Annotated in this window: 20 protein-coding genes; 13 read left to right on the top strand and 7 right to left on the bottom strand. The window is 52.5% G+C overall.

Features of this window, described 5'->3' with window-relative positions; all coding sequences use genetic code 11:
* Positions 1–46: 46 nt before the first annotated feature.
* The gene (locus F6S08_RS18320) at positions 47–826 is read right to left on the bottom strand and encodes a DUF2786 domain-containing protein (protein ID WP_315872121.1); all 780 of its coding nucleotides are present in this window, start codon (positions 824–826) and stop codon (positions 47–49) included.
* Positions 827–1,322: 496 nt separating this feature from the next.
* Here F6S08_RS18320 and F6S08_RS18315 point away from each other — a divergent pair, with 496 nt between their 5' ends.
* A complete protein-coding gene (locus F6S08_RS18315; RefSeq protein WP_315872120.1) occupies positions 1,323–1,718 on the top strand; it encodes a hypothetical protein in 396 nt (131 codons plus the stop codon).
* A gap of 24 nt (positions 1,719–1,742) precedes the next feature.
* Positions 1,743–2,234 (top strand): hypothetical protein, encoded by a 492-nt coding sequence (locus F6S08_RS18310; RefSeq protein ID WP_315872119.1) that lies wholly within the window; start codon positions 1,743–1,745, stop codon positions 2,232–2,234.
* Between the two features lie 324 nt (positions 2,235–2,558).
* Here the strand turns inward: F6S08_RS18310 and F6S08_RS18305 are convergent, their stop codons facing one another.
* Positions 2,559–2,939, bottom strand: a complete 381-nt coding sequence (locus F6S08_RS18305; protein WP_315872118.1) for a hypothetical protein — start codon at positions 2,937–2,939, stop codon at positions 2,559–2,561.
* Between the two features lie 586 nt (positions 2,940–3,525).
* Here F6S08_RS18305 and F6S08_RS18300 point away from each other — a divergent pair.
* Positions 3,526–3,840 (top strand): DUF1654 domain-containing protein, encoded by a 315-nt coding sequence (locus F6S08_RS18300; protein ID WP_315872117.1) that lies wholly within the window; start codon positions 3,526–3,528, stop codon positions 3,838–3,840.
* Positions 3,841–3,952: 112 nt separating this feature from the next.
* On the opposite strand, the gene F6S08_RS18295 is transcribed toward F6S08_RS18300, so the two are convergent.
* The 4 genes from F6S08_RS18295 to F6S08_RS18280 form a co-directional block, all read right to left on the bottom strand.
* Positions 3,953–4,432 (bottom strand): hypothetical protein, encoded by a 480-nt coding sequence (locus tag F6S08_RS18295; RefSeq protein ID WP_315872116.1) that lies wholly within the window; start codon positions 4,430–4,432, stop codon positions 3,953–3,955.
* Between the two features lie 2 nt (positions 4,433–4,434).
* Positions 4,435–4,764 (bottom strand): STAS-like domain-containing protein, encoded by a 330-nt coding sequence (locus F6S08_RS18290; protein ID WP_315872115.1) that lies wholly within the window; start codon positions 4,762–4,764, stop codon positions 4,435–4,437.
* Complete coding sequence (locus tag F6S08_RS18285) at positions 4,761–5,900, bottom strand: hypothetical protein (RefSeq protein WP_315872114.1); 1,140 nt, start codon at positions 5,898–5,900, stop codon at positions 4,761–4,763. Before F6S08_RS18285 ends, F6S08_RS18290 begins: the two co-directional genes overlap by 4 nt.
* A 91-nt stretch (positions 5,901–5,991) precedes the next feature.
* Positions 5,992–6,822 carry a S24 family peptidase gene (locus F6S08_RS18280; protein WP_315872113.1) on the bottom strand — a complete coding sequence of 277 codons (831 nt, stop codon included), beginning with the start codon at positions 6,820–6,822 and terminating at the stop codon, positions 5,992–5,994.
* Positions 6,823–6,912: 90 nt separating this feature from the next.
* Here F6S08_RS18280 and F6S08_RS18275 point away from each other — a divergent pair, with 90 nt between their 5' ends.
* The 8 genes from F6S08_RS18275 to F6S08_RS18240 all read left to right on the top strand — a co-directional run bounded on the left by F6S08_RS18275 (position 6,913) and on the right by F6S08_RS18240 (position 12,742).
* The gene (locus tag F6S08_RS18275; protein ID WP_315872112.1) at positions 6,913–7,119 is read left to right on the top strand and encodes a hypothetical protein; all 207 of its coding nucleotides are present in this window, start codon (positions 6,913–6,915) and stop codon (positions 7,117–7,119) included.
* 70 nt (positions 7,120–7,189) lie between these two features.
* The gene (locus tag F6S08_RS18270) at positions 7,190–7,612 is read left to right on the top strand and encodes a phage regulatory CII family protein (protein ID WP_315872111.1); all 423 of its coding nucleotides are present in this window, start codon (positions 7,190–7,192) and stop codon (positions 7,610–7,612) included.
* 25 nt (positions 7,613–7,637) lie between these two features.
* On the top strand, positions 7,638–7,997 hold the full coding sequence (locus tag F6S08_RS18265) for a hypothetical protein (protein ID WP_315872110.1): 360 nt from the start codon (positions 7,638–7,640) through the stop codon (positions 7,995–7,997).
* 457 nt (positions 7,998–8,454) lie between these two features.
* Positions 8,455–9,162: a helix-turn-helix domain-containing protein gene (locus tag F6S08_RS18260; RefSeq protein ID WP_315872109.1), complete on the top strand. Its 708-nt coding sequence runs from the start codon at positions 8,455–8,457 to the stop codon at positions 9,160–9,162.
* Positions 9,155–10,522, top strand: coding sequence for a replicative DNA helicase (gene dnaB / locus F6S08_RS18255; protein WP_315872108.1), 1,368 nt, complete (start codon positions 9,155–9,157; stop codon positions 10,520–10,522). Before F6S08_RS18260 ends, dnaB begins: the two co-directional genes overlap by 8 nt.
* Positions 10,522–10,731, top strand: a complete 210-nt coding sequence (locus tag F6S08_RS18250) for a hypothetical protein (protein ID WP_021492509.1) — start codon at positions 10,522–10,524, stop codon at positions 10,729–10,731. Before dnaB ends, F6S08_RS18250 begins: the two co-directional genes overlap by 1 nt.
* A complete protein-coding gene (locus F6S08_RS18245; protein ID WP_315872107.1) occupies positions 10,728–12,056 on the top strand; it encodes a site-specific integrase in 1,329 nt (442 codons plus the stop codon). Before F6S08_RS18250 ends, F6S08_RS18245 begins: the two co-directional genes overlap by 4 nt.
* A gap of 296 nt (positions 12,057–12,352) precedes the next feature.
* Entirely contained in the window at positions 12,353–12,742 is a 390-nt protein-coding gene (locus tag F6S08_RS18240) for an antiterminator Q family protein (RefSeq protein ID WP_315872106.1), read from the top strand.
* 47 nt (positions 12,743–12,789) lie between these two features.
* Here the strand turns inward: F6S08_RS18240 and F6S08_RS18235 are convergent, their stop codons facing one another.
* Positions 12,790–14,616, bottom strand: a complete 1,827-nt coding sequence (locus F6S08_RS18235; protein ID WP_315872105.1) for a P-loop NTPase fold protein — start codon at positions 14,614–14,616, stop codon at positions 12,790–12,792.
* A 291-nt stretch (positions 14,617–14,907) separates the two neighbouring features.
* On the opposite strand from F6S08_RS18235, the gene F6S08_RS18230 reads away from it, so the two are divergent.
* Entirely contained in the window at positions 14,908–15,252 is a 345-nt protein-coding gene (locus tag F6S08_RS18230) for a phage holin family protein (RefSeq protein ID WP_315872104.1), read from the top strand.
* Positions 15,253–15,275: 23 nt separating this feature from the next.
* Positions 15,276–16,013, top strand: coding sequence for a hypothetical protein (locus tag F6S08_RS18225; protein WP_315872103.1), 738 nt, complete (start codon positions 15,276–15,278; stop codon positions 16,011–16,013).
* Positions 16,014–16,185 lie beyond the last annotated feature (172 nt).

The raw sequence follows: 16,185 nt of genomic DNA, 5'->3' as shown, positions 1-16,185 counted from the left end.
GGTGGAGTCCTTGCCGGGCCATGCCCGGGAGTTGAAGGGGAGGGGCTCAGGCGTTAACGGATAGGGCGAGAGTGTCTTCACCACCGCGCGCGATGCCTGCGTGCAGTTCAACCTTGCTGCCAGCTAGCATCCCGGCGACTTGGGCGTTCAAATCCAACTCCACAGCCTTACTTTTTCGTGAATCTCTAATGTCTTGGGTTGCCAGATATTCGCTGATCAATGCCTTGTCCTGCGCCTGAATCGCGACTAGGTTTTGCCCGGTTGTGGGATTCCCGAGGGGATCAGCGTCGCCTTGAGGTACAAGCGCTTTCAGCTTCGACTGGACTTCCCAAACCCAAGCCAATGCAAAGTGATCGCCTGCAGTTTCTGCCGAATACTGACTGCGGTAGACGCCAGATCTGACTCCTGAGCAGTATCCCTTGCGGGCTTGCGTGAGCTTGGTGTGCAGCGCCTCATACGCATACAGGGCGATGTTCTGAGCGGGTGAAACGCCGACGAATGTCGCGCACTCAATTACTTGGCCTTTTGATTGACTCCACTTCCTGCGGCGCAGTGTCGTGCAGCTGAAAGCGTCCGCCACCGCTATGCTCAGCTGTTGATCCCACGCCGGTCGACGCTTGGTGCGGAAGAGGGCTGATTCAACTTCGCCCACGTCGCTCAACTTCACATCAATTTCGGTCAGGCGGTACTCACGCATCAGCGCTTGTGCCTGCCGAAGCGCGGTGGCGGCTTCGTTCTCGTTAGCGCTCTGGGCCAGTGCCAGGCAGTGCTTAATCTTTCGGATCGCGCGCTCGAGTTTCTTTTCGTCGATCTGTTGTGCGGACATAGGGGATCCTTGCCGAGTCATGCCCGGGCAGTGAAGTATTGGATGAGCTGGTGGGGAGCGCGGTTTTGGGGTAAATGGTTCTAAAATCAATGGAGCAACAAATGCTATCGACGAAGCTTATTTTCACCGTTCTCGTTGCTGGGTTTTCGTTAGGGTCGTGTTTACTTTGGGTAAAATCAGCAACCGTCGAGGTAATTCACGATGAGAGTTCGTCTGGCATGGCTGGTGTTTTGCTAACGAAGGAATCTTCCAAAGGCAGAGTCGACATCCTTAAAACCGCCGATGAACAAACGAAGTGGAACAAGTGGGCTGCAGGCTGTGCTGCTACCGCAGCGATATGTCAGGTCGCTTTGACATGGATAACGTACTGAGGTCATTGGAAAATCCTGCATGATGAACATGCTGTACTTCCTGCCGCTTATGCTGACAATGTTGTGAGTAGGCTTAGCGGGGGCTCGCCGGTATATTGGTTTTTTTGTTTGTCAGGGATAGAGCTATGTCGTTGAAAGAACCATCGGATGGCGAATTACGGCGCAGCATTAAAATTGCGTTGGGCCTGATTTGTTTGGCGATTCTTGCGCCGATCCTTTCGTTGATAGCTCCCTATCCACACTTGTCTGGCGTTGATCTCGGTGGCTGGTTCAGCAGAAGTGGTGCGGTCACTACCGTCTTCGCTCTCTTGGCAGAAACGGTTTTGGTGCGAGCGAGACTTTCGATTACGCCCTCTGGATTTGGCTGGGTTGGCCTCAACGAATTGCGACAAAAATTTCTACCCTGGTTCAACAAATCTGATCTTGTAATTTTCTTCCTCGTAATAACTGGCACGCTGGTGTGGGCTTACGGAGATCTGCCATTTAAGGGCTTCGCCTCGCCGGCTGGCGTGATTCATTGATATGGAGTATTACAGGTGACCGGCATGGAGCCGGATCAAGGAGCGAAAATGTCAGCTACTGCGGAAATGCTTTTTAACCTGCAAAAGTTTCAACTGCTCACGCTTTTTACGAGCGGTCGCCCGGGCAAAAACATTACGCCCGCTTACGCATATGCTTGGGACAATGGTGTTTACCCTATTGGTAATGATTCCGCGTCTTGGCACCAGCCCTACAAAGACCAGTTCGCAATCAGCGTAGAGCTGGTCTCCGAGTTGGCAAGCTTCTTGGACGAAAAATGGCTAAAAAAGGAAAAGATTTCCTTTTATGAGCTTGAAGAACATTACGACATTCAAGGCCTTGCAAGTTCTGGTTCGGAGTGGGAGCGGGGAACACTAATAGACGCCTGTCATTATTTCTTTTTGCTGGACTGGTTTGATGAAGAGTTTTGGATTGGGCTAGTTGGTCACTCTGACTGTCCATCTGAATCGCATTCTGTCCGACGCGAATTCAAGCCCGAGCACGTGTACTTTCTCTAAACGCTCGGAGAAACTATTTCGTCACCCGAATCGGCGGCTAGCTCTATCGCGCTCATCTCAAAGCATGATTTCGACACCTTTTAGGTAACAAAAAGGTGTCGTGACGCACTTAAAAATTTGCGCTGCCGTTTCGAAGTCGGCGGCAATCACGGTGCGCTACAGGTTCTGAAACACTTCCTGCTGGTTGTTGACGTCGTGCTGCTTCATCAGGCGCTTAGGTCGGCCTTGAACACGCCGACCACCTCAACCATAAACTTCTCAACGCCCAATACCGCGTCATTCGCTGCGGCCTTCTCGCGCTTGCGGCGCTGCTTCAGCCATGGCCTACCTCTTCGATTCCACTTGCCGGGATTGCCAGCCATGTATGCCGGCGCCGCGCGGCGTTGATCTTGTTGATGCGCCTCGTGGGGTGTCGGCGAACTTGACGTCGTTCTCTTGGGCCATCAGCGTGACACGCTTGGACGCTGCTTCGAACTGCATTGCGAGGTCGTGAGCAGCCTTATAGGCCTGGCGGAAGGCGTGAGTCTTGCCAGTGGCGAGGTCGACGATCTGGAACATGCCGACGCTTTCGCCTGTTACCTGATAGCGCACCGGTTGTTTTGGCATCGGTCGATCAGTGCGACTGAAGAACGCGGCTCGCGCAGCGTTGGTTTGTTGCAGCAGCACACGGAGTTCGTCGATGCGCTCTTGAAATGATGGATGCATAGCTGATCCCTCGGTGTGGTTTGCGTTCATTCGTCAGCAACCTGACCGCCTGGTCTGTGCCGGTGGGCCCAGGGGAGGGTGCTGACGGATAAAGGCAGGCGTAAAAAAGCCCGGTCACGCTACTGGCGTCAGACCGGGGTATTGCGTCAGCGGTGTGGCCCGCTGCTGATTGCAGGGCTGGCCGGTCGTCTTCGTGGGTGGGCGGGGAGCTTCCTCCTCAACGCGTCAAACAGCGTCTGTTCGCCATGGATCACAGGTCCTTACAACAGGCGTTCCCAGCCGAGGCTTTCGGGCCTGTCTGCTCGCCGGTCGCCGGTCGCCGGTCGCCGGTAGAGGCAGTGCGGTCTGTTGTTTGTTGCGTATGCTTTTAAAGAGCGGCGGTGCTTCGCAGTGGGTGTACGCCGCTGCGATGGATATAATTTAGAAAACTAAACAAAATACGTCAATGATTATTTTAGAGTACTTAACAAGAGGCCTGCATAGATGCGAGGGGAAATCTCCTAGTCAAGACTTACGATTTAGAAAATTACGCGTTATGCTGTGCGAGAGCTGTATGCATATACAGTATAAATATGGAAAGCACGCCATGGTAAAAAAACAGGCGAAACTAGCGGTAAGGCAAGAGATGACTGGTATCGAGCGATTGGGCCTGAGGGTTTCTTCAATGATCAATCATCCGTTCGCGCAAGATCTGCGATGCGTGACGATTCACAGGCTGGACACAGATGGGGATCGAGAGTGGGAAGAGGTGATGGGGCTGCTATCCGAGACGGACGGCATAGACATGACTTTCAACGATGACGCGTCGGTTACGTTGAAGTGGGAAGCATCATCGGAGAACGATCACCAGGTTGAAGCGCATAACGAGTTCCTGGCAGTGGAGGATGTCACGCCTTTCTGACAGGCAAATAAAAGCCCGCTTTTATGGCGGGCAGCGGATTCAGATCTGTAAGGGCACTACAAGAAGCCAAGCGCTGGGTTGGGCTACTAGGTAATAAATACCAGAGCGCGTATCAGGCCGCTCTTTCTGTATTCTCCTCCCAGCTTTTCTGCAGGATGCTGGACTGTAAAATATTAGACGCGGCAAGAGAAATACGCTTAATACGCACATCCTCCCCACTCAACGGTTCTTTCCTGGTCTCGCAATCGAGCGTACAGCTCTGCCGTAGGCTGATCATCGCGTGACTTGGAATGGGCCCGCTGGTAAGCGCTTGAAGCTGCTTGAGTCGATGCGTAAGTCGGCGATGGCCTACGATCATTTGATATGGCTTAGCCTTTTCATCTGCATCAAGCCAAAAGGAGTAGGCAAGATCTTCTAAGTCGGATAACGCTTTTACACAATCATCAATGGAATCGTGTATATCCTTCACTCGCGCCAGATTTCTAGAGTTTGCTGCGTTCACCCGCCATCCAATAATGGTGACTATTAAACCAAACATCGCAAACAATATACTAATAATCCAGAATGCAACTTGAAATGTGCTAGATGCCATGCTTATTCCTTTAGAGCCTGTATGGCATCGTTTATGTATTCAGAAACCTCCACGATCAGAGAGGGATCTTCTTCCGAAACTAAATTTTTAATGATCTCCCTCATGGTTTGCTCTGAAACTCCTAACCTAACGAGACCGCCGAAGGCCTCTTCAAGGAAAGATGAGCCATACCCGGCAGTTCCATCTAAATGGATGCGAAAAGTTTCGTTGGGGAAGTCTTGAATCGCTTTGTATAAAACTTCATCTCTGAAGCGCTCACCTGAATTCGGGCCGATTGATTCTTTTCTCGGGCCTGGAAACTCACTAAAGCTTTTAACGTAAATATCTTTCATTTTTGCAAATCCTTCACTTGGATTGCCCATTCAACAAGCGTACCACATATTGACTCGTCATGTTCAATGGTAGACTCTGAATTGTTTGTGCCAGGAATATACTTGCGAGAAGATACAGCCCTAAAAGGCGGATGGTCTTTCCCGGTAATAAAAAATGAACCCTTATTACTTCTAATAGCTAGGAACGATGATGTGAAAAGCTCGGGCATGCTCCGAAAATCCTTACCACCCTTGCCTCTATGCGTAAGTTGGGTTCTGGTCTCTTTGATGTGCGTTGAGGCTCTGATCATCTCAGAGTCAGAGCTTCCAGTAATCCCTAGCTTTATCTTTAAATTGCTAAGGAATGAGTCGCTATGCTTCGTAGGTAGCGTGCTTGGTATACCAACGCCTAAATCACAAACGATAATTGTTAAATTCTCATCGTCTATGCCAACAAGCATCCACCAGCGCGGGTCGGGTATTCCTAAACCATCCTGTCTAGGAGACGGGTAGGCATGTTCTACACAGTTGGCAATTGCTTCAATTGCTCCTCGGTATAAGCGCTTCAAAATTTGAGGAGGGACTTCTTTTGACAGCGTTTGTAAAAGCGAGCTAGCAAGGCTGCCATCCGCAGAGTCGCCAGATAATTGATGCCATCTTTTTACGGATCTTACGGATGATTTCGTATTGTTCTGCTGTCCGATCAATCGATAAAATCCGATTTGATTGAGGGCGCCTTCTACAAAGTTACTATTGTCAGATCTACCGGGGCCACTTCTCAAATTTTCTGGGTTTATACATCTTATACTGTTATGCGGATATGCTTTAACAAGGCGGTCAATCTCTGCATAAAAAAGCAGCCCAGCTCCCGCAGTTATCCGTGAGCAATTTTTTAGATTTATTACAGTTCTACTAGTCGTGCTGACGCACTGTCTAATTCGCTTAAGGAATAAAACGAAGGCCCGATGATTTTTTGGGCTGTAAAGGTCCATCTTCGTAGGGGCGTCTACTATGTGAGGTTTTTCGGCATGTTTCCTCTTTTCAGAGCGCCCGCCTTTTTTATTAAGGCGTCCTATACTCGCGCGTATAGACCGCGCAAATCTTCTTTCAGCCGCCCTTAATTTTGCCGGCCCTTGGTATTGCAGAACCTTCCTCACTAGCGCTCCTTGCTCTCTGTATTCACCAAGTTAAAATCCGCATGCCAGTTAGCCTGCCAGGGCGTGACGGAGCCCCCCGACTTATTGATGCTCATGCTTTTCTGCCGTTCCAAATAAAAAGCACTTTCGCATGAATAGTCACATCCTCAATACGGGCCGTCTGATTCTCGTAATGCTGGTTGTCCGAGATCAGTCGGTAATTGTCTTCGTCAAGGCGCATGACCCGCTTGATGTACAGCTCTTGGTGCCAAGTCATCACGTAAATTCCCTCGCTGACAAACTCTTTCACACCACGATCCACAATCACCAGATCCTTGTCATTGATCGTGCCTTCCATCGACTGGCCCCAGCCGGTGATCATGGCGAGGGCACTAGCGGCAGTGTAGGTGACGCCTTTCTCACGCAATATTTCTTCACGCACTACGAGGTTGCGTACCGCCTCGTTGTACTCCGGTGGGACTTGCCCGTGACCCATGGCCGCACGGATATCGTACTGCGGAATGAGAATCTCATCGTTAATCGGCCGGAGCGCTGCAATATTTCCTGGTAAATATTGCTGACCATTGACAGCGGGGCTGTCTGCCTCTTCCGCGGCTGCGAGCATCATCTCGCGTGCTTTCTCTGAGAGGTTCTTTCCCGCTTTGGTCCCAAGCATGTGTGCCACCAGTTCTGCACTGGTAGATCCTGCCTTAGGGCCTTCCACGGACGCGGAATCATCTGGCGAGCCAGTACCCTCCGACAACCAGTCAGGTGAGCATTCCAATGCCTTCGCTAGCGCAAGAAGATTTTTACCCTTTGCGCCGTTTGTTCCGGACACCCAGAAGCTGACGGTAGCCTTAGATACGCCTGTCAGTTTGCTGATGTCTGTAGCGCTGAGTTTCAGCTTCCTCATGCGCGCGATGACGCGATCTTTGAATTCCATATTTAGGATTCTAAACATTTCGTTGTTTAGATAACTTGCCTTGTATTGTTAAGAACTCTAAACTTGTTGTGGCCAATAGAGACGATCCCCATGACCTACGACGAAGCCCTGAAATATTTCGGCACCGGCCGCGCCATCGGTGAAGCCCTCGCGGTGAGCGGAAGCCGCGTATCTCAATGCCGTACCACCGGCGGTTTTTCCTACCCCATGCAATGCGTCCTCGAAAAGGAATCTGGTGGCGCACTGGTTGCCAAACGCGACGACGATCCATCTCAGGCGCTGAAGAAGTCCGCCTGAGTTCCATGAAACAGATTTTGCAACCCGTTACTGGCCGAGCGCCACTGAAACAAAAAGCGAGGATTTACGAATGGAAGATTTCTTGAGGGCTTGCCACACCTCCATCAAGGAAAGTGGGGCAGAGCAACTGGCCGCGAAAATGTGCTTGGCACACGTCAGCCTGCTGCAGCGCTCGAACCCGGATAACGCAGCTCATCACCTGACTATCGAGCATCTGTTCGGCGTGCTGTTGCACACCGGCGACATGCGTCCTCTGATTTCGCTTGCTGATCGCTTCGGCTTCGAGCTGGTGGCTCGTGAAAAGCCGGCAGCCAAACCGCTAATGGCTGCGCTGGGACTTCTGTCCGCCGAGTGCGGTGATGTTGGTCGATTGATTTTCGATGCAGCGGCTGACAACCACATCAGCCAGCACGAAAAAGCCCAGGGCGAGAAAGCAATCCTTGAGGCAATCGAAGCGCTGCATGTTCTGCGCGAATCGCTGAAAGCTGCTTGAACAACAAATACGAGAGAGGTGAGCGATGGAAGGGCTGAACGATGAAGTGCGGCGAACAGTAGCTCTTGATGAGCTGGCCGATCAGTTGGATGCGCAAGCTCGCGAGCTGTACCGGAAAGCGGAAGAAATTCGAGCCCAGCACCAAATTTCCGCCTCGGTATCGGTGAGCAAGGATGGAAAATCGTTCATCACACTGAAGGTCGGCGGCACCGTGCACTCAATCCATGCGCATGGCACCGCCGACGAAACATGCCAGAAGTTGTACTACCTCATTCAGGGTTATCAACCACCACTTCGCCTGCCGCCGTTCGGTACACGTTTGGACGAAACAGAGCCCTCACTCTGTAAGCGCCTGGCGTTTTTTGAGTCGGTTCAAACTCAATGAACTCAAGCCCGGAGAAACTTATTTCCGCTCCCTCCGGAAGAACGCTAACCGCCGCCAGCAGCTCTTCGCGGGTAATGGTTGGAAATCGTGTGTTTGTCATGTCCGGCCTCCCAGGCCTTTTCGTTGGGAAGCAAAAAGCTACCACGGATGCGCCGGACATCTATAACGCCTGAATTACAGGCATAAAAAAACCGCCTGGCAGGGCGGTTCAGTACAGCTATTTAACGAGATGAATAATGGCCAATAACGCCCCCGCAGTCAATAGTTCTGGGGATGTCGCGACACTTTTCAACAATGCTGAAAAGGTGTCTAGACACCGCGCTACGAATCAATCCGCCGCTATGAGTACCGCGGTCCTGATTGGCATCCAGTACTCGCCTGAATCCAAGTCTCAATTCCGCCGGGAATGCCTCGATCACTTAAAGGCCTCCCTGGCTTCTATCCGGAACGTTTCTGCATGAGCACCATCATCATGAGCCTGTGCTGGCCACTGCAAGGCATGAGCGGCCCACAAAAAGCTGTCCTGATATCTCTAGCTGACAATGCGAACGACGAGGGTGTTTGCTGGCCTTCGGTCGCTCGTATCTCTGAGCGTACTTGCCTTGCTGAAAGGACTGTTCAGACCGCCATAAAGTGGCTTGGTCAGGTGGGTATTTTGTCTGTCCGGGAACGGATGGGGCGTTCGACAATTTACACCCTAACCCCCGCATCTTATGCACCCCCGCAGGAGGCACACCCCGCAGCAAATGCACCATCACCCCCGCAGCTCACGACACAAACCCCCGCAGCAGCCGCACCCAGAACCGTAATAGAACCATCAAGTGAACCGTCACCTCTTGTTGGCACAGAGCAACCAACGAAAATTTCGAAGCCGAAATGCCCAACCCAGGCCATCGTCGATTTGTTCAACGCAACGATCCCGGAGTTCCCCCGAGTCATGTTGTTGACCAAGGACCGGATTGCAAAGGTCAGCGCGCGTTGGAACGAAAGCGATGTTCATCAGGATCTCAGTTTCTGGGCCGAGTACTTCGCCCTGGTTCGCTCCAGCGAGTTTCTGATGGGCAAGGTCTCGGCCTCTGGTGGTAATCCTTTCCGCTGCAACTTCGATTGGCTGATTGCCCCGAGCAACTTCGTGAAGGTCGTGGAGGGTAATTACAATGCGTGATCCCTACAGCCTGGAAGCTGAACACGGTGTACTGGGAGCGATGTTCCTGCGCCCTGAGCTGATCGACATATTGGCCGCCGACCTGGTGCCCGAGGACTTTTACTACGAGGACAACGCCGAGCTGTATCGTGGGATTTTGGCCTTGCACGGTGATGGTCATCCCGTCGATATCGTGACCGTCGGGGTTTATGTGGGGGATCTGCCTGGTGGTGCGAGTTCGTTTGCCTACGCCGCAGAAATTGCCCGCAATACGCCAAGCGTTGCAAACGCCGCTTCCTACGCCGGAACGGTTCGTGAGCGCAGCCTGGATAGGTCGATCATCGAGCTGAGCGTGCGGATCAACGACATTGCCTACGGTGACCAGCCTGCGGCTGACAAGGTTGCAGCGGTACAGGCTGAGTCCCACGCCATTGACAGCCAATCGGCAACATCCGAAGTGGTCAAGGCTGAGGACTTTCTCAACGACTACATCGAGGTGCTGCAGGCCCGGGCTGATCGTGGTGATGAAATTGACGGCCTGTCCACGGGCATTCCTGATTTGGACGAGAAGCTGCAAGGGCTCAAGCCTGGCCAACTGATCGTGATTGCCGGCCGTCCCGCCATGGGCAAAACCACGCTCGCGATGAATATCGCGTCTCATGCGGCCATCCGTGATGGCAAAAGCGTGATTGCCTTCAGCCTGGAAATGGATAACACGGGCCTGATGGATCGCTTCATGGCGTCCGAAGGGCGGGTGCCGTTACAGCTGATCAAAAATGGCAAAGCCCCGAACACCCACGGCGCCGAGCTGATGAGTGCCGCCGGCAAGCTCAAGAAGTCGAATCTGTTCCTGTCGGATCGCGCGTCGATGTCAATGAATCGACTGCGCTCGGCGGCTCGCCGCCATAAGCGTCGGTATGGCTTGGACCTCATTGTCATCGACTACCTGCAATTGGTGGAGTCCGACTCGCGCCCGTCCAGTCGTGAGCAGGAAGTTAGCCACATGACACGCACCGCGAAGCTCATGGCCCGCGAGCTAGGCGTTCCAGTAATCCTGCTCAGCCAGCTCTCCCGTAAATGCGAAGAGCGGCCCAACAAGCGCCCGCTGTGTTCTGACCTGCGTGAATCCGGCGCCATCGAGCAGGACGCGGACATCATTCTGTTCGTGTACCGCGACGAGGTCTACCACGAACACTCCGAAGCCAAAGGCATTGCCGAAATCATTATCGGCAAGGGCCGTGATATTGCAGGTGGCACCGTGCGCGCCGCTTTTCACGGTCAGTACAGCCGATTCGAACAGCTCGCAGTGGGCTGGGTTGAGCCGACCAAACCCGAAAAGGTCAGCAGTCTGGCCGGTCGTTACAGAAAGGAAAAAAACTGATGGCACCGATTCGCCTGGCCGTTCCGGTCCCGGCCAATTACCGCTATGCGGTGCATTGCTGCGGCTTCAAATTGGACATGGACGTCCTGCCTGACCATGCCGTGGCTTTGTTCGCTGATGAGGCCATGGCCAAGCGCTACGGCGATTGGATGTGGCCATCGACTTTTGAGGTCGTTGACCTACTTGCCCGAAAGGAGGGCAATGTTTGAATACCCTAATCAAAACCCTGACAGTAAAACTGTCGGATGCCGAGATTGTGCGCAACGCCAAGCTCGAGCATGTGCGTGACCTGCGCGATGCCGGCCACCCTGCATTGCACTTTCGTTTCGCCAAGAACCGTGCGCGCGGCGCTTGGTATCTGCTCCACAAGCGGCAGTGGCACCGTATCGGCGCCTTTCCCGATCTGAACACCAAGCAGGTGATCGCGGCGTTGCCGGCAGTGCGCCTGCGTGTGGCGGCGGATGGGGCGGCCAGCGTGTCGGGCTGGCTGACCGTCGGCGAGCTGCTCGACTGGTTCGGCGAGCGCATGGCCAAGTCACGGGCGCTGTCCGACAAGCGCCGGGCGGCCATCAAGTCTGCGATCAGCTGCCAGCTAAAGCCGCGGCTGAATAATTTGCTGCTTCGCGATGTAAATGCCCAGGCCCTCGACCGGTTGCTGATGTGGCCGGTGCAGGCTGAGCTGTCGCTGTCGTATGTTCAGCAACTGTTTCGTCTGCTGGCGATGGCCTTTCGTCAGGCGCGCAAGCTGGACCTGATCCCGGTTAACCCGATGGTCGAGCTGAAGTTCAGCAACTTCACGTCGGCGCGCATTCAGCCCAAGCCCCCCCGGCTGCGCGATGTGCAGGTGCCGGAGTTGGTGACGTTGCTGGCTGAGCGCTTCGACAGCGCGCCAGGTGACGCCATGCTGGCCTTAATGATGCTGTGCCACGGCACCCGGATCGGTGAAACCCGCCAGGCGCGGTGGGCTGACGTTGCATTGCCTGAGCGTGAGTGGTTCCTGCCGGCGGAACACACCAAGAGCAAGACCGAGCTGCGCGTGCCGCTGACTGATCAAGTGCGCGCACTGCTGCGCCGTTACCGTGACCGCCAGACCGCCCAGGGCTACACAGGGGCTTTTCTGTTCCCGTCGCGCCGTGGCAAGCCGCTGAGTGATAACCAAGCCAGTGCCGTGTTCACTCGGTTGGGGCAGGGCGCCTGGACCAGTCACGATTTGCGCAAGGTCGCCCGCACCGCCTGGACTGACCTCGGCGTCGACGGCCACATCGGCGAGATGTTGCTGAACCACTCCCTGGGCAAGATCGCTTCCACCTACATCAACACCCAGGCCAAAGAGCAGCGCCGCCTGGCGTTGGTGAAGTGGCACGACTGGTTAGATGCGCGTGGCTTCAAGGCGATTCACGCGCAGACAGGCGTTAGATATGAAGATTCGCAAAACCTCGTAGACGCCTTGAACGGCGGGGCCTGCGAGCCAGAACCACAATTTGTTAAGGGCGAGGTTTTAAAACGTGCAGAAACGACAGGGGCCTGGCTTTAAGCGGGAACGGATCGAGCTTGAACCCTGCTCGATCTGCAAGGGTAAGGCGGTAGTGGACGGGGTGTTTTATGAGCTGGTTTGCACGGATTGCAACGGCTCAGGTTGGGTTGTTCAGGGAACTAAGTTGGTGCTTTCCGTCGATGAGCTGGTCACTCAATTGAGTTTTAAATTGCATCAGAAGCAACGTGAGATTTCAGCGTTAAAGACGCCTCCAGCACCAACAGGGCCACAGAGCCAATACGAGCAACCAAACCGCCTGGGAGCAGGTGGAACAAATTACACAGGGGATTGAGAGCATGATGATTCGCAAGCCAGCAGGACGGCCATTGGGAGATACCGAGTACTTGCTGGAACAGTGGGGCTGGTGGAGAACGGATGGGATGGGTGTGCCTGGTTACGTTTCTCCTACTTTGGCGCTGATGCGGCAGGCAATGACTCAAGTGTCGTCGTCCAAAAATTATTGCATCACTGATGACTGGGCAATTGCCATCGACAATGCGGTTGCTAGGCTCCATCGTAGGGATCAGCAGATGGGCGACATAATTTGGCTTTACTATGGCGCGAAGTGGCCTATGACCCGAGTGGGTAAGCACTATGGAATCAGTGAAGGAAAGACAAGAGAATTGGCAAGGGCTGGAACTGCATGGGTCGATTGCGCTATAAGTGCATTGCGAGAGGTAGCATAAAATTTATTTGAGAGTTGGGCCGCCATTAGGGGAGGCCCTTCTTAGATCTACGATCTAAGAGCTAAAGCTCTCAGGTTGCTTGACAGAACTCGACTAAGTCGCTTCTTCCTGATTTGTACGGCTTTGTTTTTCTCTCTGTCAATAAGTTGTATAACTTCCGATATCCAAGCTCTTTCGCTTTTGAGAGAGGAGGAAAGTTGCCCTGATGAGTATCTTTGTTCTAATCCTCGACTTATGTGTCGCCAGTTTTGTGCTGGTGATCCCATCCATTCCTGTACAAAGTCGATGGGCTTGATGCTCGGCATAATCTCGATGTTTGCGAATTCGTTATTTCCACCATTAGTATGGCTGATTTTTTCAGCGAATTTAGCACCGTCTGAAGACATTAAAGCAATTAGCGTCTTGGCAAATTCAGGATAGCTTTGTACTGTAGCTCTGCTTTCGGCTTCCCTGAAGTGGCCGGTGACTCTTGAGAAATGCGGTTTGTAGCTTTCTTCTACCCAGTAAGTAAATCCGCCGAAGCCGTCGGAAAATGCCTCTCCCCATACTTGGAGGTGGGCTCTTAATGGCTGTATTCTTTTCTGGTCAAGAAGATCTTCTATGTATTTTTTGCAGTCCTCTTCTACTTGTTCAAGGCTTTGAGGTATTAAGGTCATCTCGGATAGAAGAAATCTGAGAGCGAATAAATGGAACATTTCGCCAGGGGTGGTAGTTGTTCTCGCTTCAAACTGACTAATGAGCTTTTCTGCTGCCGTACGTGAGTCTGACTCACTCAGTTCATCGAACTTCATGAAGACCATCCACGCAGGTAAATCGGCAGCCTTTGTAAAATACAGACTTTCATTCAACGACTCGTGGACTAAGGGTGTAGAATAAATACCTTTGACGAGCAATAGTATAAGCACATTGTCATTCAGGATTCGATTTCCTAAATCGATGCTTTTGTATCTCTCGACCGCATCATAAATAACAGGGCGTGCGGTTTTAGGGTCCCTGTTTGCAGCCATTTGATATCTGAATATGGTATCGGATCGATTTCTAAGGTTGTCTTCATCTAAACGGCCTGCTCTGACTTCCAAACTCAGCGCTACAAAAAGGCTGCTAAACTCGACTAATGCCTCTTCATTCGATTTGTGTTGGGATGTTAAGATGTCTAATAGTCTGCTAAGGTCTTCTACAGAATGCTTGAGGATGCGAAGTGAATATGTTGCAGACTCGTTAAAAATATCTAATATAACTTGTTTGAGTTTTTTTATAATTTTTGCGGTAGCTGTGTTTTTTATATCTCCTGCAAAACTGTCAAATGCTTGCGAGGTTTGAGGAGTGATGACGATAGTTTGGCCAAATACCTTTTCTTTAGACCCTTTAAAGGTCTCAGCGATTTTTTTGTCATGTGCAAGTACGATTACCCTGCACTTATGATGCTCTACATATTTGTTGAATATTCCGAGTAAATCATTTGTGTCAATCTTACTCCTTTCAAGATCGTCAAAGACAATGATTTTGTCGTTTTTTACATGATCCCTTATAATAGCGTTTGCTAAACCTGCAACTAGTCCGCCTACGTTGACTGGGCCGGCCCCAGCTCCGTCGGTAGATTTCGCTACATTTTTCGTCAGGGCGAGCCCTGGATGCATTTTTGCATAAACAGTTGAATAAATTTCTTCTGTGGTTTGTGATCCGAATAAGCTTATGTAATAAATTTCTTTCTCTTTTAATATCTGTGTTATTTGATGTGTTTTGCCTGATCCCCAGTCGCCAGTTACTAAGACAGCGTATCCAGGGTTTGTGAGTTGTTTGTAGTATTCTAGATAATCCTTTAAGTGTGATTGGCTGCAAAGTGAGTCGGTTTTAGGCGGAGATTCGTTGTTCACGTTTATGACTTCCATGCTCTTTAAGGGGGGGCGGTACGTCCATTGGTAATTTACCGTTTATCGATGGAGTAAAAAACACTTTTCCGCGCGGAATACATCTGTTTTCATTGCAGCGTGAATTGCTGTGAACGCAGCGAAACGCTTTCAAAGCCCGGCCACTGAGCCGGGCTTTTTGTTCCTATTTACAAGCCCTGCCATTGAGCGGGGCTTTTTTGTTTTCGGCCCCACACCTGTCTCCTTGCCTAAAGCGGATGCCAGCGACGTGGAGGCCGACCTATTTGAGGACTTAAGATGAACTCCGAGCATCAGGCTCTGACCGATGTACCTCTGTGGTTGTTGGTTCTGCTGAGCCTCGCCGGTTTGTCTGGAGAAATGCTTCGCGCATCAGGTAGTGACTTGGGCCTTCGCCAGATCCTTCAGCGAGTAGCACTGCGCTTTCTCGCTTCTGGCCTGCTGGGTATGGCCACGCTGCTGCTCGCGATGGCGCTTTGGAACAACCTCTACCTGGCCGCTGGCTTGGGCATCGTAATCGCCGTGATAGGCGCAGACGTTGCAGGAGGCCTCTACACACAATTCCTGGCGCGCAAGGCCGGCATTAGCGACCCGGCTACAGGCCGTACAACCAACGGACAGTAAAGCGACAGAGCAGGAGAGGTACTATGTTCAAGGTCGACATGTCGCTGGACGCGTTCCCTGTTTCTGCGGGCATGCGGGAGCTAGAGAAAAAGCACATTCCATTTGTGATGGCTCGCACCGCGACGTTACTGGCCCAGCGGGTCAAGAAGGGCACAATCACGGTGATGCAGAAACGCCTGGACCGGCCCACCCCGACCACGCTGAATAGCCTGTTCGTAAAAATGGCCACCAAGGCGCGAGCGGCTGAGGTCTACTTCAAAGACTCATGGGCGTCGGGCATTCCTGCCGACACTTACCTACAGCAGGCGGTGAGTGGTGGCCTGCGGCCTCACAAGCGTTTCGAGAAATCGTTGATAGCGCGCGGCATCATGCGCAGTGGCCAATTTGCCGTACCCACCACGGCCTTTATGAATCAGTACGGCAACGTGTCACGCGGCACTATGATGAAGATCCTATCGGGCCTGGGTGCTGCTGAATCGACGCGGGGCTATCAGGCAAACGCCAGTGGCAGTGCTAAAAGTCGACGTAAGGGCAACGCCCATCGCTTCTTCTCAGGTGATGTTGACGGCACGCAGGGTGTGTGGGAGCGCAAGTCGATGGGCATGGGCGATGCAGTTCGGCCGGTGTTCATCTTCGCGGATTCAGCGCCCAGGTATCGAACCATTTTCCCGTTCTTCAAGATCGGGCAAAACATCGTAAACGCGAACTATCAAGCTGACGCAGCGACCGCCTGGGCTGAGGCGATGGCCTCGGCCCGGTAATGGCCATAGTCGCCATGAAATCAGAAAAAAGGGTGAAAAAAGTGGCCTTTTCTTCGATTTTCTCGCCTTTTTAGCTTGACAGGGCGGCCGCTGCGAAAAATCAAAGGTACTCCCGGACCCCCACCCCTCATGGGGGTAATTCGGGCCCCGCGTCTTCGCTATATATGACCCA

The sequence above is a fragment of the Pseudomonas sp. JV449 genome (genome assembly GCF_032424295.1).
Taxonomy (GTDB): domain Bacteria; phylum Pseudomonadota; class Gammaproteobacteria; order Pseudomonadales; family Pseudomonadaceae; genus Aquipseudomonas; species Aquipseudomonas marginalis.
The sequence above is the reverse complement of the archived record's forward strand: the minus strand, read 5'-3'. Positions and strand labels throughout refer to the sequence as shown.

What these genes read in the sequence shown, in the direction of transcription:
- F6S08_RS18240 (WP_315872106.1), top strand. Translation starts at nt 12,353, where the DNA reads ATGATGATTCGCAAGCCAGCAGGACGGCCATTGGGAGATACCGAGTAC.
- F6S08_RS18295 (WP_315872116.1), bottom strand. Translation starts at nt 4,432, where the DNA reads ATGGCATCTAGCACATTTCAAGTTGCATTCTGGATTATTAGTATATTG.
- F6S08_RS18225 (WP_315872103.1), top strand. Translation starts at nt 15,276, where the DNA reads ATGTTCAAGGTCGACATGTCGCTGGACGCGTTCCCTGTTTCTGCGGGC.
- F6S08_RS18315 (WP_315872120.1), top strand. Translation starts at nt 1,323, where the DNA reads ATGTCGTTGAAAGAACCATCGGATGGCGAATTACGGCGCAGCATTAAA.
- F6S08_RS18320 (WP_315872121.1), bottom strand. Translation starts at nt 826, where the DNA reads ATGTCCGCACAACAGATCGACGAAAAGAAACTCGAGCGCGCGATCCGA.
- F6S08_RS18250 (WP_021492509.1), top strand. Translation starts at nt 10,522, where the DNA reads ATGGCACCGATTCGCCTGGCCGTTCCGGTCCCGGCCAATTACCGCTAT.
- F6S08_RS18305 (WP_315872118.1), bottom strand. Translation starts at nt 2,939, where the DNA reads ATGCATCCATCATTTCAAGAGCGCATCGACGAACTCCGTGTGCTGCTG.
- F6S08_RS18290 (WP_315872115.1), bottom strand. Translation starts at nt 4,764, where the DNA reads ATGAAAGATATTTACGTTAAAAGCTTTAGTGAGTTTCCAGGCCCGAGA.
- F6S08_RS18270 (WP_315872111.1), top strand. Translation starts at nt 7,190, where the DNA reads ATGGAAGATTTCTTGAGGGCTTGCCACACCTCCATCAAGGAAAGTGGG.
- F6S08_RS18280 (WP_315872113.1), bottom strand. Translation starts at nt 6,822, where the DNA reads ATGGAATTCAAAGATCGCGTCATCGCGCGCATGAGGAAGCTGAAACTC.
- F6S08_RS18265 (WP_315872110.1), top strand. Translation starts at nt 7,638, where the DNA reads ATGGAAGGGCTGAACGATGAAGTGCGGCGAACAGTAGCTCTTGATGAG.
- dnaB (WP_315872108.1), top strand. Translation starts at nt 9,155, where the DNA reads ATGCGTGATCCCTACAGCCTGGAAGCTGAACACGGTGTACTGGGAGCG.
- F6S08_RS18300 (WP_315872117.1), top strand. Translation starts at nt 3,526, where the DNA reads ATGGTAAAAAAACAGGCGAAACTAGCGGTAAGGCAAGAGATGACTGGT.
- F6S08_RS18310 (WP_315872119.1), top strand. Translation starts at nt 1,743, where the DNA reads ATGGAGCCGGATCAAGGAGCGAAAATGTCAGCTACTGCGGAAATGCTT.
- F6S08_RS18260 (WP_315872109.1), top strand. Translation starts at nt 8,455, where the DNA reads ATGAGCACCATCATCATGAGCCTGTGCTGGCCACTGCAAGGCATGAGC.
- F6S08_RS18275 (WP_315872112.1), top strand. Translation starts at nt 6,913, where the DNA reads ATGACCTACGACGAAGCCCTGAAATATTTCGGCACCGGCCGCGCCATC.
- F6S08_RS18230 (WP_315872104.1), top strand. Translation starts at nt 14,908, where the DNA reads ATGAACTCCGAGCATCAGGCTCTGACCGATGTACCTCTGTGGTTGTTG.